General features: G+C 33.7%; 17 protein-coding genes and 1 tRNA gene. 4 read left to right on the top strand and 14 right to left on the bottom strand.

The window, feature by feature from the left end:
• Nucleotides 1–3: 3 nt before the first annotated feature.
• The 11 genes from AC6JAD_RS03035 to AC6JAD_RS02985 all read right to left on the bottom strand — a co-directional run bounded on the left by AC6JAD_RS03035 (nt 4) and on the right by AC6JAD_RS02985 (nt 14,746).
• Entirely contained in the window at nt 4–849 is an 846-nt protein-coding gene (locus AC6JAD_RS03035; protein ID WP_497865976.1) for a substrate-binding periplasmic protein, read from the bottom strand.
• A gap of 71 nt (nt 850–920) precedes the next feature.
• Nucleotides 921–1,574, bottom strand: a complete 654-nt coding sequence (locus AC6JAD_RS03030) for a hypothetical protein (RefSeq protein WP_461302624.1) — start codon at nt 1,572–1,574, stop codon at nt 921–923.
• A gap of 305 nt (nt 1,575–1,879) precedes the next feature.
• Nucleotides 1,880–2,560, bottom strand: coding sequence for a hypothetical protein (locus tag AC6JAD_RS03025; protein WP_461302625.1), 681 nt, complete (start codon nt 2,558–2,560; stop codon nt 1,880–1,882).
• Between the two features lie 7 nt (nt 2,561–2,567).
• Nucleotides 2,568–4,721 carry a hypothetical protein gene (locus AC6JAD_RS03020; RefSeq protein ID WP_461302626.1) on the bottom strand — a complete coding sequence of 718 codons (2,154 nt, stop codon included), beginning with the start codon at nt 4,719–4,721 and terminating at the stop codon, nt 2,568–2,570.
• Between the two features lie 5 nt (nt 4,722–4,726).
• A complete protein-coding gene (locus AC6JAD_RS03015) occupies nt 4,727–8,572 on the bottom strand; it encodes a hypothetical protein (RefSeq protein WP_497865975.1) in 3,846 nt (1,281 codons plus the stop codon).
• 216 nt (nt 8,573–8,788) lie between these two features.
• On the bottom strand, nt 8,789–12,526 hold the full coding sequence (locus tag AC6JAD_RS03010) for an nSTAND3 domain-containing NTPase (protein WP_497865974.1): 3,738 nt from the start codon (nt 12,524–12,526) through the stop codon (nt 8,789–8,791).
• Nucleotides 12,519–13,238: a hypothetical protein gene (locus tag AC6JAD_RS03005; protein WP_461302629.1), complete on the bottom strand. Its 720-nt coding sequence runs from the start codon at nt 13,236–13,238 to the stop codon at nt 12,519–12,521. The genes AC6JAD_RS03010 and AC6JAD_RS03005 overlap by 8 nt, the downstream gene beginning before the upstream one ends.
• A complete protein-coding gene (locus AC6JAD_RS03000) occupies nt 13,232–13,672 on the bottom strand; it encodes a hypothetical protein (RefSeq protein WP_461302630.1) in 441 nt (146 codons plus the stop codon). The genes AC6JAD_RS03005 and AC6JAD_RS03000 overlap by 7 nt, the downstream gene beginning before the upstream one ends.
• 30 nt (nt 13,673–13,702) lie before the next feature.
• The gene (locus tag AC6JAD_RS02995; RefSeq protein ID WP_461302631.1) at nt 13,703–13,945 is read right to left on the bottom strand and encodes a hypothetical protein; all 243 of its coding nucleotides are present in this window, start codon (nt 13,943–13,945) and stop codon (nt 13,703–13,705) included.
• Nucleotides 13,942–14,214: a hypothetical protein gene (locus AC6JAD_RS02990; protein WP_461302632.1), complete on the bottom strand. Its 273-nt coding sequence runs from the start codon at nt 14,212–14,214 to the stop codon at nt 13,942–13,944. The genes AC6JAD_RS02995 and AC6JAD_RS02990 overlap by 4 nt, the downstream gene beginning before the upstream one ends.
• A gap of 301 nt (nt 14,215–14,515) precedes the next feature.
• Complete coding sequence (locus AC6JAD_RS02985) at nt 14,516–14,746, bottom strand: helix-turn-helix domain-containing protein (protein WP_461302633.1); 231 nt, start codon at nt 14,744–14,746, stop codon at nt 14,516–14,518.
• A gap of 434 nt (nt 14,747–15,180) precedes the next feature.
• Here AC6JAD_RS02985 and AC6JAD_RS02980 point away from each other — a divergent pair, with 434 nt between their 5' ends.
• Entirely contained in the window at nt 15,181–15,594 is a 414-nt protein-coding gene (locus tag AC6JAD_RS02980; protein ID WP_461302634.1) for a DUF3157 family protein, read from the top strand.
• Nucleotides 15,595–16,575: 981 nt separating this feature from the next.
• Here the strand turns inward: AC6JAD_RS02980 and AC6JAD_RS02975 are convergent.
• The 3 genes from AC6JAD_RS02975 to AC6JAD_RS02965 all read right to left on the bottom strand — a co-directional run bounded on the left by AC6JAD_RS02975 (nt 16,576) and on the right by AC6JAD_RS02965 (nt 18,964).
• On the bottom strand, nt 16,576–16,857 hold the full coding sequence (locus AC6JAD_RS02975; RefSeq protein ID WP_461302635.1) for a helix-turn-helix domain-containing protein: 282 nt from the start codon (nt 16,855–16,857) through the stop codon (nt 16,576–16,578).
• An 87-nt stretch (nt 16,858–16,944) separates the two neighbouring features.
• Nucleotides 16,945–18,216 carry a hypothetical protein gene (locus AC6JAD_RS02970; RefSeq protein WP_461302636.1) on the bottom strand — a complete coding sequence of 424 codons (1,272 nt, stop codon included), beginning with the start codon at nt 18,214–18,216 and terminating at the stop codon, nt 16,945–16,947.
• A gap of 675 nt (nt 18,217–18,891) precedes the next feature.
• A tRNA-Phe gene (locus tag AC6JAD_RS02965) sits at nt 18,892–18,964 on the bottom strand.
• Between the two features lie 149 nt (nt 18,965–19,113).
• Here AC6JAD_RS02965 and AC6JAD_RS02960 point away from each other — a divergent pair.
• From AC6JAD_RS02960 to AC6JAD_RS02950, 3 genes are read left to right on the top strand one after another with little or no spacing between them, the layout of a single operon-like run.
• On the top strand, nt 19,114–19,848 hold the full coding sequence (locus AC6JAD_RS02960) for a type III pantothenate kinase (RefSeq protein WP_461302637.1): 735 nt from the start codon (nt 19,114–19,116) through the stop codon (nt 19,846–19,848).
• Entirely contained in the window at nt 19,842–21,083 is a 1,242-nt protein-coding gene (gene bamG, locus AC6JAD_RS02955; protein WP_461302638.1) for a BamG family beta-barrel-assembly machinery protein, read from the top strand. Before AC6JAD_RS02960 ends, bamG begins: the two co-directional genes overlap by 7 nt.
• A 19-nt stretch (nt 21,084–21,102) precedes the next feature.
• Nucleotides 21,103–22,461: a hypothetical protein gene (locus tag AC6JAD_RS02950; RefSeq protein WP_461302639.1), complete on the top strand. Its 1,359-nt coding sequence runs from the start codon at nt 21,103–21,105 to the stop codon at nt 22,459–22,461.

Genomic DNA, 22,461 nt, shown 5'->3' with positions numbered 1-22,461 from the left:
ATCTTACTTGATATTATTTGCAGCATATGGTTTTGCTACCCTGTAGAATAAATTAGGTGCAGGTTCGTATTTGGCTATCGTCTTTTCTACAAAACCACTGTTTATCAAATCTTGAATAGCGACATCCAACATATGCTTCATTTGGAATTCGTCCTTGCGAAACATGTAACAATTCCCAAATAACCGAATTGGACTTTCTGCTGCAATGTTCTTTATCGTACCAGGATTGTTTTTATCATACTCATAAGCATAGTATGGTTCGGCAAAAACGACATCACACTTTTTGGATTCCAAGTCCAAGAACTTCTGAGAGATATCAGTAAGCTGAACCGATGAATATTTCTGAGCATTTGGGAAGTCTTGTGCGGCTATGACTGAAGAAGTTTCGCCATCTATAATACCAACTTTTACGTCAGGACTATTTATTTTACTCCAATCGTTATCAAAACGATTGTCATCTGCTCGAACGTACATTCCAATTCCGCTGTAATAAACTGGTGAGGACATTGTTGTTTTGGTGCCTCTAACAACATTTGCCCAAACAGGACTTCCAACTATATCATAACGGTTAGCATCTAATCCCTCGATTTGAGAAGCCCAACCAACTTCTTCTGTCCATTCGAGTTCCAGTCCCAGGTTCTCGCATGCTTTCTCAAGCACTTCCACAAAAATTCCTGACATTTCCCCCGTTTCGGTATCTTTCATGCATGCAGGAGGATAATTTATAAATGCTGCTTGAATCTTATCTTGCTGTATAACTCTTTCATACACCGTAGTTGTAATCGGAGTAATGGGGTCGTTCTTAGTTTGCTTGCAACCTGATAGAAATACTATTAGAATTGAGAGCATTAGTACTCTTGAAATACTCATAATGTTTTTATTTTTATTTCAAAGTACTTAATTCTTAAAGTTACTTCAAGTTATTTTTTGAGGAATCTCTTCCATTTCTTAATCTCGCATTCTTTAGCTATGGGTAAAATGGGGAAGTCTTCAGGATTCCTGAAATGATTTACTGTATACTCCATACACAGTTTGCCTGTTACATTAAAGTCCTGGAATATTCTACACCAAGCATTGAACAGTATTCTGCCTCCTTCATTTGTTTCTGCTGTAATTGTATGTATTCGTCTGTTCGCCCTTTCAACGTAGGGAATATAAGCCTTCAATAGTTGATCGAGCATGTTTTTGTTGAAATTATTCTTCATTAGGGAAATATGAAGATCACATTTTTTGTAAGATCCAATTTGAACTTCATCAAGTTTCAATCTGGGAATGTCATATTCATTGACTTTGGCATTTTCACTTCTTTCAAATCTTCTTAAATATTTTTTATCAATTTTCTCCTGCTCTATCGTTCCTATTATGCCATCGTTTCTTCTAATTAAATCGATGATATTATTCCATAGAACAACCGATGGTTCATCATTAAGATGCAATGTTCTACGATAAGATGCTATTTCAACTCTATACTGGTCATCAAAACGGTTATCTTCAAAACCAAACTTATCAATTTCATTGGCAACAGCGTTTGGGACATTGTTTAAAGCCAAATGTATTTCATGTAAAAATTCCATAAATCTAAAGGTGCGAAGGTTAAAAACAAAAAAGTTACTTCAAGTTATTCTTCGAGAAAACCCTTCTTCTTGTTTGTTCCTATATTCTAAGTAAATATATGTTCTTTTATGAAATACTTAGTTTACATAACATGAAGTGCATTTCGAATTGATGTAAGAATGTTGTGGATTTATTATTTGCTACAAGACGAAATTTTAATTGCTTAGCAAATAGAACGAAATTCGAATTCATGAAAATTTATCGTTATCCAGAAGAGCTTAGAGGCGTTGGCAGTATAAAAGTGCGGTTTCTTTAATTCATAGTCTTAATTTCCTTGGGTTCTTATAATCTCACAAGTTCCTTGTGTGTTCATTGGGATAAGATCAAAAAAGTTCTTTTCATCATCTGGATGAATTGTAAGACATCCTGCAGAACCTCTAATGTATTGGGTAAAGCCTTTATGTATTAGAATAGTCGTAGCGTAGAAAAAAGGATAATTTGGGTCTTGGACATTTAGTTCGCTCAAAAGTTCATACACCAATTTATATTGCTGTTTATCCCAAGAATCCATATCATTTTTGAATCTTTCACTACTTATATTTATAGCTGGGACTTTTCCATTTTGATTAAAGCGTAAACAGGCGTCGCCGTTGCTTCTTTTCTCTCTTTTCCATAAATAGTATCTATCCTCAGAAACACTTTGGTACATGTCTGACTTTGACATAACGATTGTATAAATCCAATCATCAGGTCGGTTTGAAGAAGGCGTAGAATTCGGAAATGTACTGCCCCTAAAAGTGCCTACTAAATTGTCATTCACAAATAACTCAACTTTAGCAAAGTAACCTGAGTCCTTCTTTTTGTCAGCAGTTTCTTGAAAAACTACATGATAACTTTTTTTCGTTTCTGTCGTTGCGGAAATAATGTTTTTCTGCAGTTCTGTTAGCTCTTGAGAAATAAGCGTGTTACAGCTAAGCAAAAGCAATAATAAGGTTATTCTTTTCATCTTGATTTTAAGTTTGGCTATTTAATTCTTTAAGTGATATCGATTTGACACCGAAGTATTTCAAATAAAATTCATCCATATTTTCACTTATTACCTCAATGCGTTGCCCTGGCATCTGATCGTTTTTGGTATCGCTTGGTTTGTCACTTCCAAATAGACCTCCATTTTTGCCTGGATCAACTGTTAGTTCTATACGATTCAAATTTTGCATATTTGCTCTCTGATAATCATTTTCAATAAAGTAAACGTCATATTCAATTATACCTCCAATACCCCCATTTCCTCCTTTACCAGAATTCCCTTGCAAACCGACATCTTCCATAACGGTCCTGTTGTTCGAACCTCTAACTAATGTGTATTTGAACTTCCTACCTTGGCCCCCTGGTCCACCGTTGCCTCCGTTTTGTCCGTTATTGTATATCCGTATACCACTATTCCCTAAGTAGTTAATACCACCTATTAAACGAATTTTAAATTGTTTTTCTGATTCTCCACTGTTACCAGTAGAGCCTGGCGACCCTTTAGCCTCTTGCTTTGTGGAACTCAAAGCTCTGTTTTTCGAAGTGTTATTCCAGTTCGCATTAATTTCTATGTCGGTTTTGTCTAATGGGCTTAAATTATTGGGAGTCACATTATTTAGATGCGAAGCGGTTCCAGCGTCATATTCTACTAACACATTGTCTTCAATAATTATATTTTTTGCTTGAATTTCTAACCCTAAAAGCCCTAAATCTTCATTCAAATAGATTTCGGTTCCCTCTTTTAGAACTATTTGATCTGCTGCTATTTTTAAGATGTTATTGTCAACAGAAATAAAACTCTTGTATCTATTTAAAACCTCATTTAAACTTTCCCTACTCGTAATCTTTAATTCAACATTTTCATCTGTAAACGTGATACATTTTTTTAAATCTAGAGGAATAACCTCAATATCTCCGATCCCTGTGTTATTTCCCTTTCCTTCCCAATTGGAAATATATTCATTGACATAATTATTTGCATTTTGCAATGAGGCTAAATCGTTTATTTTTTTCAATAACCTAAGTTGCTGAATCTTCGTGCTAAAATATTTTTGAAGGTTTTGAGCTAGAAGGTAAAACTTGGAAGACTGATTCAAAGCGGCAAAGGCCTTATTAATATCTGATTCGCTCGCACCTTGGTCCTTATTCACATAGCATAGAGCCAGAGTTTCATAAGCTTCAGCGATACTATTCGAATATAAAATACTATTGAACATATGATCCTCAATATTCGTAACTTTTTTTACATGTTGTTCTAACTTTCCGATACACTTTAAATATTCACCGTTACTCTGATACAATTTCCCCAATGAAAGATTTAGTATGTCAGAATTCGAACTCACCTTTGTTGATATATATTCTAATGCTTGGATTTTACTCGATTCATCCATCGTATCGTCAGGCAGTTGGTTAATACTGTTTGTTAGCAATGTAGCAACCTCTGGGCCGTATACGGAAATAAACCTATTATCTAACCACTTTGATATATTCTCCGATGTAGGGATTGTTCCTGTCTTGTTTAAAAATTCTTGGAATTTTACTAATCTTCGCTCTAGATTGATTTTTACTTCAATTTGGTATTCAGTGTAACTCTTTAAACGAGTTGCTTTTTTTCTAATAGATAATTCATCATCTCGAACTAGCGTTTGAATATCAAGACCATCTTCCTTGTTAAACGAAGAGCTGTTTGCAGGTACTGAAATTGTTTTTGCTAAATAATGAGTGTTTGAACTCCTGTCAAATTTTACGTCTTGTTTATCAAAGCCTATATATTTAGATCCAATTTTTAGCTCAATTAAATTAGGGACTTCAGTTGCTTTTTTAAACTGATCCTTCCACCTTATATCAGTTTCGTTGAAAATGACATATTTTTTTCTTCTCTTAGGGTATTTATAGGGAGATAGGTTGGCTTCACCAAAAATGAACACTGAAACCTCTTCATATGGGTAGATTTTAGTGTCAATGGAATGATCACCTGCTTTCACTGGGGTAAAAACCGTTGACGAATATGAGTTTCCTTCTACTGGAATATTGCCAATAAGTCCAGCCTCATTTGAGCTGTCAAATTTCATAACTCTCTGAGCAAAACAGGTTTTTGCGCATATTGAAAGTATTATGAATAACAATAAATTAAATTTCATATCTATTAATTTTTAGAAGCTGAAATTACTTCGTAGCTAGGGTTAAAATCGTCTTTAATATCTTTGGTACTAATAGGCTCGAACAAATTATCTACATCTCCAAGAAGCTCAATCGGATTGTTCAAATAATTGGGTTTTGCAAGTCCCTTTTCCCTTTTAGTCAAGACGTATCCGTTGTGAACAATCCGAACTCTACTACATAAATCTGTCGATATTCCTTCAGGTAATTCACTACAGCTTTTATAAGGAGCTATTTCACCGTTAATCTTGTAGTCCAATTCAACTAAAAATGGGTCATTTTTATATGCATTCTTGTCGAATTTATATAGGAACGCTATTTCAATTTTACTAATATCATCAAGTTTAACTTCATCGAGGTCAATGATTAGATTCCATTTAGCATCTAAAGGGTATGAGAAAAAATCAAGTCTTGAGGGATAATATGGCTTCTTCTCTATAGACTTTATAATGTTTTCAATTTCTGGGTTTTGCAAACATGTACTAAGCCCCGAAGGGCTATCGCAGGAGACTAATAAATTGGAGATAATTCTATCAGTTGGTCCTTTAGCAAATGACCGATTAAAATCAATTTCTTCCAATGTTTGCGGTTCAAATATTGTCCCAGAATTTCTTAATAAAATACCTGTACCGCTCTGATACCGTTGTCCATTGTTATCATAAACTAGAATAAATGTCTTTAGAACTTTTCTCAGTTTATGTTCTTTTTTCATGTATTGGGTTTGAATGTTGTTTATGCTAATAGGAATATTTATTTGATTATTCTTGACATCACCGCTTGCTTCTTTAGGCATGATTTGCACCACTTTTGAAAATGCAAAGTCTTGGCCAAGTGCTGTGGTAGATTTTTCAAGACCATCAACAAGAGTATTAATGTTTTGCCAATCCGCAATCAAATCATAAACATCAGTTCGCTTCCCAACATTATTCAATTCTAGCCATTGATATAATCGGATATCTGGATCAATCGCAAGCCGAATATTTTCAGGATTGGAATCTACATATTCATAGAAAGAAAATCCTTTCCATTCCAACATTGCTCTGTTGAAGCTTGCATATCGCTTTCGCAACAACTCACTTAGATAAAATAGTCTTGGAAGTATTTTTTCAATCAAAGCCCGCTTTTTTTCGATACTCTCTGAAATAGCCTCAGACTTTAAATGAACATACTCCAACTTTTTTTTAGCAATATTAGCTCTTATTTCAACTAGTTTTTGCTCGGACCTAACAAGATTGATTTCTCTAATAATGTTTTTCTTTTTATAACTTAGGCCAGAAAGTTGCTTTTCTAAATTTCTGATATCATTCAAAATTCTTTCATAATTTTGAATGATATCATCAATGTCTACCATGCTTTTCACACTATTGAAAACATAGCCTGATCCAGGTAAATAGTAATTCAAACCTGAGACTAAAGCCTGTTCGAAGAAGGCGGAATCTGAAGAGTAATCATCGCTATCTAAAGAGACCTTAAGCTCATTGATAATATTTCTAAAGTCCTTAGATATAGTATTAGCATCAGAATAGAATTTATTCTGGTTGTAGTATTCAATTCCTACAGCTATTTTTGTTGCATAATCTATCAGTTGCCGTCTTTCTGAACTTTTGATGTTGTCGTAAATTTTATCATAAAAAAGTTCTTTTGTACGGGGCTCTGAAGAATTTATAATTCCAGATATTTCATTTTTTAACCTTGCTTCAAATTCTTGAACTAAACTGTAGTAATTCTCACGGATATACTTAAAGTTATCCGCTACAAAACGAGCCAAAGAAGCATCGTAAATTTTAGAGTTATTAATAAACTCTTTAATCAATAAATTAAAGGATAGTTCTGTTTTCCATGATTGGGGAAGACGTCTAAAAGTTCCATTGTTTCGTTCTTTAAAAAGGTTGATTTCAAGTAATTCTTGATTTAGAGGAGAAAATACAATCCTACATTTCTTAGGGTTTTCATAGCAACGATTACGTAGGTAATTTTTAATTTCTTCAACGGAGTCCAGTTCTATGCTACCGTTTCCTATAATTCTAGATGTGTGATCATCCCCCAGTCGATTGATTAAAGTTTCTACGCCATAGGAAAGTAGAAACCTAAATAAACGTAAGTTCAATTCTTCATCTTCTTCAAGTAGCAATTGCTTTAAAACATCTGAAGCAATTGATTCAAGTTTACCCTTTTCTGAGTTATTCATCTCATCAAAAAGTATCAAAGCTAACTCGTTGTCTAATGTAAGCCTGTCACCAAATTTTTGATATATAATACCTAGAGGTTTGATATTACGAGAAAAGTCAATCCAATCATCGGAGACTTGCTGGAATTCCTTCGAATTGACGAATACGCTTTCGCCAATTTTATAGTATCTTTCAAACGGCACATCGTTTTTAATTTGTGACAGGGAGTCTATAACATCAGTGTATTTTGAGTTGATATCCAAATCTGTATACTTCGAAATTGTTTTGAGAATTTTGGCCCCTGAGCTAATATCTATTTCGCTTAGAATGTTGTTTGTTTCTTCAAAGAATTTAAGTTCTTTCCCGAATTTCTCTCGTATTTCAGTTTTTAAGCTATTCCATTGTTTGTTATATCCACATAGATCTGAGCTAATTCTACAGATCTCATCAAGTTTTGTTTCTACCAGGTTATTAATACAGTCTAGATCTTGATTCTTCAGACAATTTGAGAAATTGTCAGAGATTCCGAGGGTTTTTGAGAAGAGTTTTAAATGGTTAAGAGTTTCTAACTGATTATCAACTTTGTCTCTTAATTCTTTGACCTTTAATGCTAATTCTTTATCTATTTCAACTTCTTGCTCCAACGCATCTAAGACATTCGCTCCGAAACTTATTAAATCGTCAAGGTTAGTTGTCTGTCCCGTCAAAATTTTGTTCGCAGCCTCTCCAATTTTTACCGTATTTACAGCCAAGTTGTAATATTCCTTAGCTTTTTCAAATGAATCCGCCATTTCATATAATCCGTCACTATCTCCTATTAATTCAGATACACCTTCTAAATCTTCCAGCTCAAGACTTGATATTATTTTTAAACCGTCAGAAAGAGTTAAGTCTTCTGTTAAATCAGGCAGCCCAACAGAATTAAAAGCCCCTTTTTTCATGTTTTTGAAAAGAGAATTTTCTGCTTTTTCCAGTTTTCCAAGCTCCATGAGAAGATTATTACTTTCTACCTTTATTTGTTGAAAAGCATGATCCATTTCAGCATTAATGCTCTGTAAATCGGACACATAAATTTTTTCACGTTCTTCCAGGTATTTTTGTTCTAACTCATAACTTATAACTCCTCCAAGAAACCCAATTTTTCCTATTTCTGCTTCCAATCGATCAATTGTCTTTGTATCTTTCCAAGTATCAATTTTGATATAGTCGTTTGCGGTCTCATTAAAGGATTCAAACGCCTTCTTAAAATTATTCATTGCAGATTCTGGTGTTTCATATGGTTCAGAGGATCCTTCCCAAAACATCTTTTCTGCTTCTAGCAAAGAAATTCTATAGTCGATATCAGCACGTACTAATTTCACGAGAACGTCATCCGTTAAATAATTCTCAAAATAATAGTTGGTTGCGGTTATAGAATTGTTATTATAATTGATCTTCTTTGCCTCCTTATAGAGTGAATAAGCTTTTTCTAAGGTCTTTATAGTTCTTTGGTCGTCTTTTCGTTCAAAGGAAGAAGCTTCAATAAAATATTCATCAGCAAGATTTTTTAGAATCCATTGTTTCTCGAATTTAATATGGTCAATTCCCAACTTTCCTGAATCTTGAGAATTAGCCGATTTGAATAAAAACAACGCACAGAAAATGGACAGAAATACCTTTTTCATACTTTGATAATTAAAATAAAATTAAGGGGAGATTTTTCTAAGATATAAAATTTCTACGAGCTAACAAATTCATTATCAAGAAATAATAAAAAAATTCGAAATCAACACTTAATGTTCGAGCATTTAATTCTGAAGGCAAAATGGTTAGATAAAAATAGAATACTTCATTTGAATTCGGTTGTCTTTCAGAATATTGAACAACCATATTTTATTTACCTACCAATCCCGCTCTAAGAACCTTCGCTGACGTTCTCGATCTGCACTTTTAAGTGCATATTGGACATTTCTTTTTATTTGATTGTTAATTGGGATTAACTCAGGTTTAATAGGAGCTTTTTCAACTATAGCTTGAATATTTCTCCAATCTGCGGCTTCAATATCTCCAATGTTAACATTTCCAGAATATGTCCCTCCATTGCCTCGCCACCATATCCTTGAAAAGGTATCGATATCTGTGTTCAAAGAAATATGTTGTAATAGAATTTTTTCAAACAGATGATTCATTGAGCCCCTCACAATATCGACAACAATGTTCATTCTCTTATAATCACCATTATTCTCACGGGCATAGTGAACTATAAATTCTCCCGCTCTTTGTTTGGTATCTTCATCCTTGATGTCATCAAAAAAAGTATTGCAGTAATGATTTAGAATTCCGTAATATGGCTCACTTTGGGCACATAAGTTAAATACCTCAATCAAATATTTTTCAATACCGTCTATTTCCCATATTAGACTTAGCTTTCGACTTTCTCTCGAGAGACTCAGTCTTCCCTTTGACATAAGTCTTTCAACATACGTGACTAAAAATCTTGAATCAGATTTTAATATATTTAGTAGCCCTTTTCCTTCATAGTCGAAATTCTGTTGAAAGGCATCTTGTTGAAGATATGCCTCTTGAATTAGAACGGAATTTTCTCCCAAGTCAATAAAATAATCATTGAAAAAATTAGTCCACATCTTAATTTCTCCACCATCTTTATTACGTTCTACTATAGTTTCTAGGAGGACTTCAAAAAAATCAGGTTGGATCTTTTGAAACCTTGCTAGTTTTTCAAAATGATTTATGTATACATTTTCTGTCTCTTTTATCATTTCTATGAACATTTGGAGGTGCTCCGATGATATCGAATTGTCATCCAGGCTGTCAAAAAAGGCTAATTTCCACAAAGAACGATTTTCAAAACGATTTGAATCTATCAATGACCAGACTTTTGATATTCGATCACTTTCATTTAGTTGACCAATTAGCGCTCTGTATGGGATAAATTTTAGATGATTCTTCGAGCTAATTATTAATTCTAAAAACTTTAGGCCAATGTTAAAATCCCGACTGATATTTTCATGAATTACTATATCCAATACTTTATTATAATTCCAATCGTTCTCTGCACAATTTCGAATCTCCTCGTAATTCTTATAAAATGAAAATATTTCCTCTTTGGAATTAAAAACAAACGAATCTCGAATCTCGCTTTCCTTTAGTCGATCATATTCACGATGATCGGGGAAATCATAAAACTCTTTATCTCGAAACCTATTCCAATCAATCTTGAGAAATGTTTTATAAATGTCATTGGTAAAAGCTAATTGGAGATCTTCAAAATCCTCATGCGAAATATTACTTCTTTTGAGCCACCTTATTTTTTCGTGAACATATTTATCATGCATTAAAGATTCTCTATCTAAGTATTTGTAGATAATTGGTACAAGAAATGTGAGGTCATGCTCCATCAATCCTTTATTTATATCTCGACGTGAATCTTTTAAACTAGTTAGCAAGCTAAAAGCTCGGTTTGGGAAACTAGAATATTTTTCTTCAATGGTTACCCATAGTTTTTTTCGGAAAGATCTAACTTCAATGCTGTTCTGAATGGGGTAGTCGTAATGTATAAAAGAATTTTTCCTACCACCCTTGAAATGATGAAACTTATACTGAAGAAACGTTTTACAAAGTTCGAAGAATATGGGGCCATAAAAAGCTTCGTCTGATTCAATCCCATCTACTATAAAATCAAACAGAGTGTTCTGTTTATAATACCTTATTTGATAATCATTTTTGTCAAAAGCTAATAAACCAACGATTTTGTGAATTAATTCTGGCACATGTTCAGGTTTTTTTCTAACATACAAGAAGCTGAGACTAATGGCTTGTTTCAAATTTTTTGTATGGTAAAAAAAGTTGCCAAGGAGACTAATTATCTTATTCTCATTATGTGGTGAGGAAAATTCATTATTCTTATAAGTCACTTTGAGTTTAAAGGAATAGGGAGTCTCTATGTCCTTTATTTGGTCATAAACAAACTCTAAAGTCTCATCTTGTAAATAAAACCAGAACGTGTTTAAAAACTTATAAATTCTCTCAGAATCTACGGATTCTAACTTCCTGAGGAATGATTCCAAAAAAGGGGTTAGCTTATGCATTACCCTTTCAGGACCAAAGGTATTGTTCGCTGGAATTACTGAATCTCTAAACCTGAACGTATTACTAAAGAAATATTCTTCTAGTAATAATTCAAAAGACAACAATTCGTCTTTAATAAAGGCTCTATAAAAAAAATAAGTAGCTAAGTTTTGTTCGGGGATTTTGACATTTTCATATTGAATTTCTACTAATTCCAAATTGTCTAACTTATCAATTGTTGCAATAAAATCGCTGTAGCTAACCTCAAATTTCCCCAAAATATTATCTGTAACTTCCCTATCCTTAAATGGAATAGTGAAGAAGAATGAAATCAAACCAAGACACTTCAAGTTCAAGTCAACCGAAAACTGTTCGTCATCATTTATGAAAGTAGAAAAATAAGTTTCAAACAGATCGGAGACGTCATGAAGAACACTAATATCTTGTTCCTGCTTAGCTAAAAGAGAGGACATTATCGCAATTCTTGGATTGCCGTCCGATATACGTATAATTTCTTTTTGGTAGTCTGGATTTAGTATCTCGAAAGGCTTTGATTCGATTATTGCCTTGATCTGGTCATCGTTGAATTTTTTGACTTCGATTCTGTCGAGATTTAAATTGTTAGAAAGCTTATAGATTTCTTGAAAAGCATAATCTCTGACGGTTATTATAACCTTGAATTGCCCTTTCTTTCTTGACCTATAAAAGCTAATTATCTGTTGAAATGTATCAATTCTATTCGCATCATCAACAAATAATATATACTTGCCTTTGCTGTCAAATTGATGATATAAGTCTTCAAGTAAAGGATGATGTTTGTTTGAAATGCAATATGCTCCGAAAGAATCGTTCTCCTTTATGAAGCTTTTAATTCCTTCTAATGCAAGTCTAGTCTTTCCAACGCCTGGAGCACCAGTAATGATAATCAAATCATTGCTCTGCATTGAATTTTTAAGTTCTCTGGTTTCCGCCTCTCTATAGAAAAAGGTATTGTCAAGAGGAGTAGCGATTCCATTGGACTTTGAATTGTACTCCCGGATAAATTTTTCAATCGAAACTACTTGTCCAGAATCAAATGGTAAATTCAAATAATTGTGAACTAAATCCCTATGTTGAAGGGTCAATTCAAGTGCTAGGCGATCAACTGTGTAAATTGTAAGGGTAATCCTGAAATCAGAAATCAAACTTCTTAAAGACTCTATTTCAGTCGCTTTAAGCTTAAAATTGACGCACAAGATTATTTCAGATATTTGATCATTTTTAATACCTGTTTTTTCTTCGTCTAAACATTTATTAACATCGTCTTTTAATTTCTGAAGTCCCTTTGACTTATTAGTAGAATACTCAACAAAAATGTACTTTCCATTTGGGAGTAATAAAAAAGTATCGGGTGTACCCTTTATCGTTTTTTGATTTCCTAGTTGACTTCCAGACCTAGAAAATGCAGAATAATTTTCATTTCTCAGAATCAGAAAGCTATCGCATAGTTCCTGAAACAAGGCCCCATTCATTGATGATAACGCTTTCTCGACTGACAGAAGTCTACTCATTCCTTTCGACAATATTGAATAATTCTTCTCTAACTAGTTCTCGAAGTTCGTCGTCGTCTTTATATATTAAGAACCTCTTCGATTTAATATCAATAGGTAATTTTTCTGGCTCCTTTGAAATTAATATAACGGGTTTGTCTAAGGCTTGGGCAATCCCGAGTTCATAAAGCACATTGGGGTTCCTGCCGTTAATATTAGCAATAATTAAATTAGCCTTTACTATAAGTTTCAACATCTCTGGGAAAATATCACTTTTAAAGTAATTCTCATCACCTCTATATGCCTTAAAACCTATCGATGAACATACCTCTCTAATAATTTGATAATCTTTTAAATACTTTTCATGAAAGGGTGTGAGAATAAAAATAAGTTGTTCATCAACAAGTAAGTCGTTTTCTTGGATTCCATTTGATCTGAGAAATTGTGATAGTCTAATAGCGGAACGATTCATTAGAGGAGAATCATTCTTCAAATATTCATCTCTCAAAAGAAGATGATTTACATCCCTCCATCTTTCTTCATTTAGAACTAGTCTATCATTAATCCCATACATTTGAGTTTCTAATGATCTTCTGATGCTTTCCAACATGGCCTGATTCTTTTCATAATCGTATTTGGCTCGCTTAGATCTTAGGGTAAGTATGTAAACGAAAATGGCAATCGCCAAACTTAAAAGAATAATTATGATATGAGGTATGTACTGGTTTAACATGTTTCTGGTAGATTAAAGGCTTGATCATTGAAGTAATTATTGATAATCTCCATTTGGCTTTGATTTACTAACTGGATCGACTTGTGAATACAAAAACCCGAAATAGCAAGATTTATGGCAAGTATAATCACGAACCAAACTTTCCTCCCTTTTTTGTAAAATAAATCTAGCGACAGCCTCCAAAGAACAACTACTAAAACAGCTATTGCAATACCAGCAATTGCATAAACGAAGCCCGTACTTTGACTTTCGAAATCTCCAACAGTTGCTGTATAGCCAATTGTGAATGAAATTGCTAAAAAAATGAGATCTACAGGTAATTCACATGACGCCTCCCCAAGGGTTTTTTTGGCAAGAGGTCGAGCAATAAATAGCTTCAAGAGAACGCCAATTAACAATAGCAAAGATGGCAAGATAATATTGAGGTTTTCCATTGTTTTCAATACGTACTTAGGTAAATTGATTCAATCATTTATTAACTTTTTGATCAACCATACAGCTAGCAAAACACCGCCAATCGTAATGGCAGCTTGCAGAATATCGTCTGCATTTTTATTAGACATATAATTTTCATATTGTTCTTCGGAAATTCTATTTCCAGAGTACATTAGATCTATAAACTCTCTCTCTTCTTCTTTAGATGCCTGCTTTCTATCAATCAATTTTTTTAACTCCAACAAGCGATTGTAATCATCAGTCCTGCTCATTTTCTTGCCTTTTTGTTTTGTAAAGCATCAATTAATTTTGGAATTAATCCGTCCATCTGTTTGCCAATTTGATCAATAACCTGTTGTTGCAAATTGTCCTTTTCTTGTTGATCTTTAAGAGCTAATTTGAGATCATTTATTTGACTCTTGAGGTCATCGTTTTTATCTCGAACGTAATCTTTTATTTTGTGTCTAGATGTTATAAAAGTTATGACGGCTGACAAAACAATACCTCCTATGTATAGAATATCTCTTAATCCAAATTCCATGGTTTATCTTATTTGTTAAGTCTGATACTTCGTTTTCTTCTGTGAAACCTCTATCAATTATTGATTTCGAAATATGTGATCGGTTTTGTCAAAAGCATAAGCATATCTCAATTCTATCAAGATATTTAGTAAACTCTTTGGCTTTAACGATCAAAAAATTAAGTGGGGAGATAGTAAAAATACTAAAAAAAGCTGATAACGATGTCAATTAATTGTTAGTTAGATATGATCCCAAATGAGATATCAAAACATCGTCTGTACGAAGATATATTGACAGAGACTTTTAATATGTTACGCTATATTATTCTAACAGTTCGTCGAAGGACACATTAAAGACTTTGGCAAACTTGATGATTGTTGAAAGCTTCGGTTCCTGCAGACCCTTTTCGTACTTTCTAACATTTTCTCTGTCAATATTCAATGCTGCACCCAGATCCATTTGAGACATCTTACGTTCAAGTCTCAATTTCTTTATTCTCTTACCGAAATTAATTACTTCTTTTGGAATTGGAGTTTTTCTTGATCTTGACATAAAACAAAAGTCAAGAAAAAGGGTTGTTTACTAGGGATTGTTTGCTAGGGGTTGTATGCAAGGCAAATTTTGTATATTTGAACTATCAATAGTTATAACAACTCAACCATAATTATCTTACAATGAAATATATCGTAAGTATTGTAAAATATTTCTACTCGAGTTATCCTTTTTTATCAATAGTTTATATTATATGGGTTTCAGTCAATTTTGTCGTGCTATTCGTTTCAGACAAAGAGGGAGGGTCATACTTCTATCCATTCCAAAAAAATGAGGCCACTTCTGGTACTTTCATTTATTATCACGATGGTTCAAGACCACATTCCATTTTTCATGCCTATGACTATAGCGAATTTTTGGTATACGTTGTTTCTCCACTTTTGTTGATTTTAATTTATATCTTGATAAAACAAACTTTTCAAAAATCATCTTAAATGAAAAAGCTCTTAGTTTACTTTTTACTCATTTCTGCAAGTAGTGCCTTCTCTCAAGAAATAAATGCAATAACTGAAAACGGGAAAAAGGTGATACTAAATGAAGATTTCACATGGAAGTATGCCAATAAGAATGAATCTTCCAAAGTCTCCTGTACCATTCAAAATGATTTTAAAGAACCGAAATGGAATAAGAGTAAAACTTGGAAGAAGATGGGAACCAGAGTGGACGACCTAAAAAAACACATATCTATTGATCTATCTGTTGACGAAAATAAAATAATTCTTTTACAGTTGTCAGAACAACTTGGTAACGCTGTTTATGTACTCTGTGTCGATGGTGTTAAAATGAAATATCGAAGAACTGGTTCTGTTTTCAGAAAAGACGGAGAAGATGTACTTAAAATGGATTAGTTGATATGGATAGTATGTTTCAGTTTTGTGTTGATCTTTTGAGAGAGTCAGCAAACTTTATTGGTATATCCTATGAAGCAATTAATATCTGGTTATTTGTGATTATTCACCCGCTAATTACTTTGTATTTCTTTTACCTATATCGAAAGTATAGGCGACTTCTTAAAAAAGTATAATGAACGGCAACAGCAAAAGAAATAGGATCACAGAGTTGATTTTTTGTCTATAAAGATTTTTTTCCTCTCAAATTTCTCAATTTGACATAGGGGGGCATAATTTTAAAAAATCTATAAATACTTTTAAGAATAAGCAGTGCTTTGATTAAAATTTATTTTGTTTCCTCGCTTCGCTCGGTTGAACCTAACAATATTTTTCTAGGAATTAGTTTTTACTAAACTAACTTTGATAAATCAATTAACTTAGATTTTGCCTGCTAATTGGCATTTGGTTTAAATAAGCCGTCTGCTTTAGAAAATGATTTATGTGATTTTCTTTGATGATTTCATGCGCTATCTAAAGCAACATTTTATTCTACTAATGGCTTAATTAAATATGGCCTTTGGAGAATGGGTTTTTGCTTAGAGAACCCCCAAACCCCCTTACTCAGTATCTAATACCAGTATAAGTAGTTTGGTGATCTATAAAAGAATGCTCTCCCACAGGAGGAAAAACCCCAAATCCGTCGCCCTGTGTAGATTTTTTTGATCTATTACTGAACCACCCCTTCTTACAATCTAGTAGTATTCGAAAACTTGTTTTACTTAGTTTTCTACATGCGTAAAATTAGCAGGAATCATAAAACCTGCTATCCTCTGGCGGTTATTCCTATATAGGTCCCTTTTCCGTTGAGATCTTCCCTACGATGTAATTAAACACTCCCCGTAGCATTAAATATTTAAAAAGATAATTGAAATTATAGATAGATACGCAAAGATAATCGTATCATCAATAGATTAAAAATCGGTCATAAAAACAGATGATCTAATTTATTTGTTGATTTGAAAAATTAAGTAAATCACTTTTTAAATAAAGTACTTTTCCATTAAGTCGCTTTGCAGGAAGAACTTGTGTTTTGTCTAAGTTCCATAATGTTGTTTCTGAAACCTTTAAAAATTCTGCTGCTTCTTTCCTTGAGAAAAATTCATCAGAACTACTTGAACTTATAATCTTCAATAGTTGTTTGAACTCTTCTTTTAATAATGCTTTTAGCATTTGAATTAATGCATCTGGATCTATATTGTGCATTTGAATAACTCGTTCCATAGTTATGATATTTTTTAATCAAATACTTCATTGTATTGACAGAGCAAAATCACGAAAAGGGAGTAAAGGGAAAGTTTAAAGGGAGAATTAAAGAGATTTTTTTAATTCTTCTGGAAGGTTAAGCTTATCTAAATTAATATGTAATTCTAATTCAATTTGCCGTAAAAGTTTTTTGGCATTTTTAAAAGGGTAACGTTTATGGGGATTTTCGTAAGATATTATTGTGTCATTTGAGTGGACATAATATTTCTTGTAATCATTTTTGTTTATAGTTTTGCTAAGAGGCAAGAAATCAAAGTCCCTCTCATTATCGAATTTTAAACCTTCCTTTTCCTTTAAAAATTCAAACCGATAAAAAAAGTAGAATAATCCAAAATAGTCAACCTGACTAAGGTTCCTTATATTCCTTATGCCACAAGAGTTAAATTGATTTAAAGAAAAACAGTTGAGAATAATATTGACTTCAGTATTATTGAAACCCATGCGTTTCAAATAAAGAATTTGTTTTTCATTATCCTTTTTTAGAGTTTCAAACTGAGATTTAAGTTTTTCTTCCTCTTCTATTGTAGTATTTGTTTTTTTACCTTCAATCTTAAAGGAATAATACTCATACTTAATTAACGCATAATATTGCTCTAACTCAATTTCAAAATTAATTTTAGAATACTTAGAATTATGAGCTTTAAGAATTGTTTTTAGTGTGTTTTCATAATTAAGTATGAACCCATTATCATCGAACCCTCCTTGAACTTGGAATAATGTATTTTGAGTGCATCTCAATAAGTTATCTAACAATTGGGATTCTAGCTTATCTTTTAACTTCGTGTATGTCTCAATAGGGGTGCTAATTTTATTATTATGGACGTTGTTAATCTCATTCATGGCAATCTGCATTATCTGATTTGATTGGCTTGCTAGAAAATTAAGATACTGTATGTAATAGGTTATGTATTGACTCGGGTTTAGTTTTCTTAGATTAATATAATCTTTGAAATAGGAATTGATATCACTTAGAGTTAAATTCAAATTATAAGTCGGCCCCCAAGCAAAACCATCTTCATTTATTTCATCTGGATACCCAAAATAGAACTCAGTATTAATGTATTCCTGAAAAAGTTCAATTTCTTTTTCGGATATAAGTTCATTGAACGTTCTTATTTTTGAAACAGGTTTATTAATATCAGTATCCCAAAGAAAGCCTTCAACATCAATAAGCTTATTGATGGCAATGACATAGTATTCATAGCTCACCTCAATTTTTTCCCCAGTATGGAACAATTGAAGCTCATGATTATGGAATTCATCTCCAAAAAGCAAAAGATAAATGGAAAAGTCAATTAAAATATCTTTTTTATTCAAATCGTGAATGGTTTTGTGTAGGACTACCTTAAAGCCCTAAAAATAGCTAAATTATACCCGACTCATAAAAGTAAAGTATAATATTGAATTCATCTCGACGCACATGTATACCAATTTTATAGGTAAGGCTCTGCTTATTTTTAAATAGAAACTCTCTTTAAATTATGGCCTTATACTTTGATTTGCTCCAGATTGATTTCTTTTATAAAATCTCCAATAAACTCGAAATAACGTTTGTGACTAATTTTGGTCTTGAATAGTTTGAAAGTATAGGCTTTATAGTACTTTGAGAGATTTCTTCTTTTAAGAATTAAAAATATAATGTATACCTAAAATGTAGGTTTTAAACAAAAACACAAAAGAGGTATTGTTAGGTTTACCACTATGGGAAAATTTTTAAAATGCAAAGCCATTTTTTTGAGCACCCCCCGACTTTCTTTAAAAAGAAAATTTTATTGTGTATTTGAAAACTAAAAAAATAGTCTCAAATAAAGTGAAGATTCGAACTAAACTAACTTCAGAATTCTCTAGGCTTAGAATTTAAAAATTAGTATCTTAGAGTTATAAATCAGATGATTTTTTCTTCAAAGTTCTTTATTAGCACACTGTCAAGCACCCTCTATAATAAAAAAACTCGCAATAGCACTGTTTAAAGTGTATTACGAGTTTTAAAGGTGGTGCCTCCAGGAATCGAACCAGGGACACACGGATTTTCAGTCCGTTGCTCTACCAACTGAGCTAAGGCACCTCGCTAATGCGGCTGCAAATATAATCCTATTTTGGCTTTTGCAAAACATATATTCGAAAAAAAATACTTTTCCCTTTCACCTTACTTTAATAGTGTGTTAACAATCACAATTCATCCGTTATTGTATTTTTAGCGCCTCACTACGTGACATGAACCTAATCATAGATGTTGGAAATACTTCAATTAAGTTGGCGGTCTTTGCCAATGAACAGCTTCTAGAGCGTATCGTGTCAACTGTGAAATCCTTTTCCAATGACTTGTCAGAGTTAGATAAAAGATATCCCAATGTAAAAAGGTGTATTGTTTCTTCGGTAGGAGGGTTTGGTAAAAAGGAATACGGCCTACTGAAAGAGAAGTATAGGGTGATGGAATTGAACCATACTACTTCAGTCCCTTTTCAAAATTTATATGGAACACCCAAAACCCTAGGGGTAGATCGTATTGCATTGGTGAGTGCAGCAGCAAGTCAATATCCGGATTCAAATGTGTTGGTTATTGATGCAGGAAGTTGTATTACCTATGATTTTATAAATGAAAAGAACGAATATTTGGGAGGAGCCATTTCCCCAGGTCTTCAAATGCGGTACAAAGCGATGCATACTTTTACCGCGAACTTACCGTTTTTGGATACGGAAACCCCTGCAAATATGATTGGCGAATCTACTTACGAGTCCATGCACATTGGAGCCGTAAAAGGAATAGCACATGAAATAGACGGCTTCATTGAAGAGTATCGGGAGGAATTTTATGATTTAACGGTTATTTTAACAGGCGGAGACACTCATTTTTTGCGAGATCGCATAAAAAATGACATCTTTGCCAACTCAAATTTTTTGTTGGAGGGTTTAAACCACATTTTGGAACATAACAAGGATTCATGCTGAAACGTCTTTTTATAATTATACTACTGCTTATCAGTAGTGCTGCAATTGCTCAAGAGGGAACCATCTCACCTTATTCATTCTTCGGTGTGGGTTCACTTAAATTTAAAGGGACCGTAGAGAACAGAGCGATGGGAGGAATAGGTGTGTATGCGGATAGTATACATCTTAATCTTCAAAATCCGGCGAGTGCAGCTGGCCTGCGCTTGGTAAATTATTCGATTGCTGGTAGCCACCAATATGATAGATTGGCTACAGAACAAGAATCTCAAAATGCGACCACTACTACATTGGACTATATTGCATTGGGTATACCCATGGGTAAATTTGGGGCCAATTTTGGATTGGAGCCCTTAACATCTACGGGATACAAACTCCAGAATGAAGTGGGAGGTAGCCTTACACAGTTTGAAGGAAGTGGAGGATTGAACAAGGCTTTCTTAGCGATCGGATATCAGGTTACCCCTAATTTTAGTATTGGGATAGACGCTAATTACAATTTCGGAAATATTGAAAACGTGGCTACCAATACACAGGAAGACGTAGAGTTGGGGAGTCAGGAAATTAACCGTTCTACATTGTTGGGATTCAATTTTAACCTTGGAGCCTTCTACAAAACAATGATTTCAGATAATTTGGAAATGATGGCGAGTGTTACCTATACACCCGAAACAGACCTAATTTCAGAAAATGAACGTGTGGTAGCAAGTATTCAACAACTTCCTTCGGGTGCAATTCGTCCGTTGGATATTCGTGAAATAGATATAGAGGACACCGATTTAACTTTTCCTTCCCAGTTCACTTTGGGTTCGGGAATTGGGAAGCCAAAAAAATGGTTTTTGGGAGCCGAGTATACTTCGCAAAAAACCAGTAACTTTACCAATCGATCATTCGATCTCCCAAATGTGGTTTTCGAAGACGCTTCCCAATTTAGTGTGGGAGGATTTTATATCCCAAATTACAATGCTTTTGGAAACTACTTTAAACGAGTGGTTTACAGGGCTGGATTCCGTTTTGAGGAGACAGGAATCAATATTAATAATGAATCAATAAATGAATTTGGCATATCTTTTGGTATGGGATTACCTGTAGGGGGAAGATTCTCCAATATAAACCTCGGTTTTGAGTTCGGACGACGTGGAACGAAAAATGCAGGTTTGGTGCAAGAAACTTTCTTTAACACATTCATTAGTTTGTCACTGAACGACAAATGGTTTGAAAAAAGATATTATGATTAATTACAAAAATACTAACACGATGAAAACGAAAGTTATTTTATTAGTAGCAGCTTTAACGCTTACTTTTAGCAGTAACATGCTGGCCCAAATGGACGAATGCGTGGTAACGGCCTCCTTGTTCATAGAGCCTGCCAAGGCTAAAAATTACGATGCAGCTTTGCCGCATTATGACAAGGTTGTGAAGGAATGTCCTACCTACAGTTTGGCTACCTATCAATATGGTGCTAAAATGTTTGAGCACTTTATCAAGAATGGTGATACCGATAAAATTGCCAACTATGAGAGTAACTACAATCTTATGAAGACCAACTATCCTGCTAAAACCAAAGTAGGTAAGGAAATGGCTAAGATTGCCCAGATTAAATTCGATAATGGTATTGGTGCCAAAATGGATCAGTTCAATGCTTTCGATAAAGCATACAACACCGATGAGAATACATTTACAAGCCCAAAAAGCTTATATACGTACTTCTCTTTAGCCAAGGATCTTTTCGAAGATGGAAACAAGGATATCCAGGAAGTGTTCGATCTATACGACATCGTACAGGAAAAAATAAATAAGGAAGAAGGAAAATATGCGGGAAAATTAGCAAAGCTAATTGAGAAAGAAGAGGCTGGAACTGCTTTATCCTCAAAGGAAACCAAGAGAATGAAAGGGTATGAGAAGAACTTGGAAAGTTATGGAAAGATCAGGGGGAGTATTGATACTAAATTAGGTTCAATCGCCGATTGTACCAACTTGGTTCCTTTATATGAAAGACTATGGGAAGAGAAGAAAAATGACGTAAGCTGGTTAAAGAGTGCCGCTGGTAAGTTGAACTCCAAAGACTGTGATACTCCAATGTTCTTCCAGATGGTACAACAACTTCATACATTGCAACCTTCTGCGGCTTCTGCTTTCTACTTAGGAAGATTGGCTGAAAAAGAAGGCAAGGCAAGCGAAGCTTTAGATTACTATAACCAAGCAATCTCTTTGGAGTCAGATCCAAACCAGAAGGTAAAGTACTACTATAGCTTGGCGGAGAACTACAGAAAAAAAGGAAGCTATGGGCAGGCTAGAAAGTACTACAGAAATATGTTAGAGCTTAAGCCAAATGCAGGATCTGCTTACCTAAAAATTGCAGGAATGTACGCTAAGAGTGCCAACAATTGCGGAGGTACTGTGTTCGAGAAGAGAGCCATTAACTGGTTAGCGGCTCAAATGGCAGATAAGGCTGCACGTGTAGATCCATCTATTGCAAGTTCTGCTAGAAGTGCAGCAAGTAGCTATAGACAAAGAGCTCCTAGTAAGAGTGATATCTTCAGCGAAGGAATGGCAGGAAAATCTGTTTCCTTTAGCTGTTGGGTTGGAGGAAGCGTTAGGGTTCCTAATCTATAA

The sequence above is a fragment of the Aureisphaera sp. genome, assembly GCF_059726885.1.
This window is presented reverse-complemented; position numbering and strand designations above follow the sequence as displayed.

Excerpts from the sequence above, each read along its gene's own strand:
- AC6JAD_RS03035 (WP_497865976.1), bottom strand. The coding sequence starts at position 849 with ATGCTCTCAATTCTAATAGTATTTCTATCAGGTTGCAAGCAAACTAAG.
- AC6JAD_RS03030 (WP_461302624.1), bottom strand. The coding sequence starts at position 1,574 with ATGGAATTTTTACATGAAATACATTTGGCTTTAAACAATGTCCCAAAC.
- AC6JAD_RS03025 (WP_461302625.1), bottom strand. The coding sequence starts at position 2,560 with ATGAAAAGAATAACCTTATTATTGCTTTTGCTTAGCTGTAACACGCTT.
- AC6JAD_RS03020 (WP_461302626.1), bottom strand. The coding sequence starts at position 4,721 with ATGAAATTTAATTTATTGTTATTCATAATACTTTCAATATGCGCAAAA.
- AC6JAD_RS03015 (WP_497865975.1), bottom strand. The coding sequence starts at position 8,572 with ATGAAAAAGGTATTTCTGTCCATTTTCTGTGCGTTGTTTTTATTCAAA.
- AC6JAD_RS03010 (WP_497865974.1), bottom strand. The coding sequence starts at position 12,526 with ATGAGTAGACTTCTGTCAGTCGAGAAAGCGTTATCATCAATGAATGGG.
- AC6JAD_RS03005 (WP_461302629.1), bottom strand. The coding sequence starts at position 13,238 with ATGTTAAACCAGTACATACCTCATATCATAATTATTCTTTTAAGTTTG.
- AC6JAD_RS03000 (WP_461302630.1), bottom strand. The coding sequence starts at position 13,672 with ATGGAAAACCTCAATATTATCTTGCCATCTTTGCTATTGTTAATTGGC.
- AC6JAD_RS02995 (WP_461302631.1), bottom strand. The coding sequence starts at position 13,945 with ATGAGCAGGACTGATGATTACAATCGCTTGTTGGAGTTAAAAAAATTG.
- AC6JAD_RS02990 (WP_461302632.1), bottom strand. The coding sequence starts at position 14,214 with ATGGAATTTGGATTAAGAGATATTCTATACATAGGAGGTATTGTTTTG.
- AC6JAD_RS02985 (WP_461302633.1), bottom strand. The coding sequence starts at position 14,746 with ATGTCAAGATCAAGAAAAACTCCAATTCCAAAAGAAGTAATTAATTTC.
- AC6JAD_RS02980 (WP_461302634.1), top strand. The coding sequence starts at position 15,181 with ATGAAAAAGCTCTTAGTTTACTTTTTACTCATTTCTGCAAGTAGTGCC.
- AC6JAD_RS02975 (WP_461302635.1), bottom strand. The coding sequence starts at position 16,857 with ATGGAACGAGTTATTCAAATGCACAATATAGATCCAGATGCATTAATT.
- AC6JAD_RS02960 (WP_461302637.1), top strand. The coding sequence starts at position 19,114 with ATGAACCTAATCATAGATGTTGGAAATACTTCAATTAAGTTGGCGGTC.
- bamG (WP_461302638.1), top strand. The coding sequence starts at position 19,842 with ATGCTGAAACGTCTTTTTATAATTATACTACTGCTTATCAGTAGTGCT.
- AC6JAD_RS02950 (WP_461302639.1), top strand. The coding sequence starts at position 21,103 with ATGAAAACGAAAGTTATTTTATTAGTAGCAGCTTTAACGCTTACTTTT.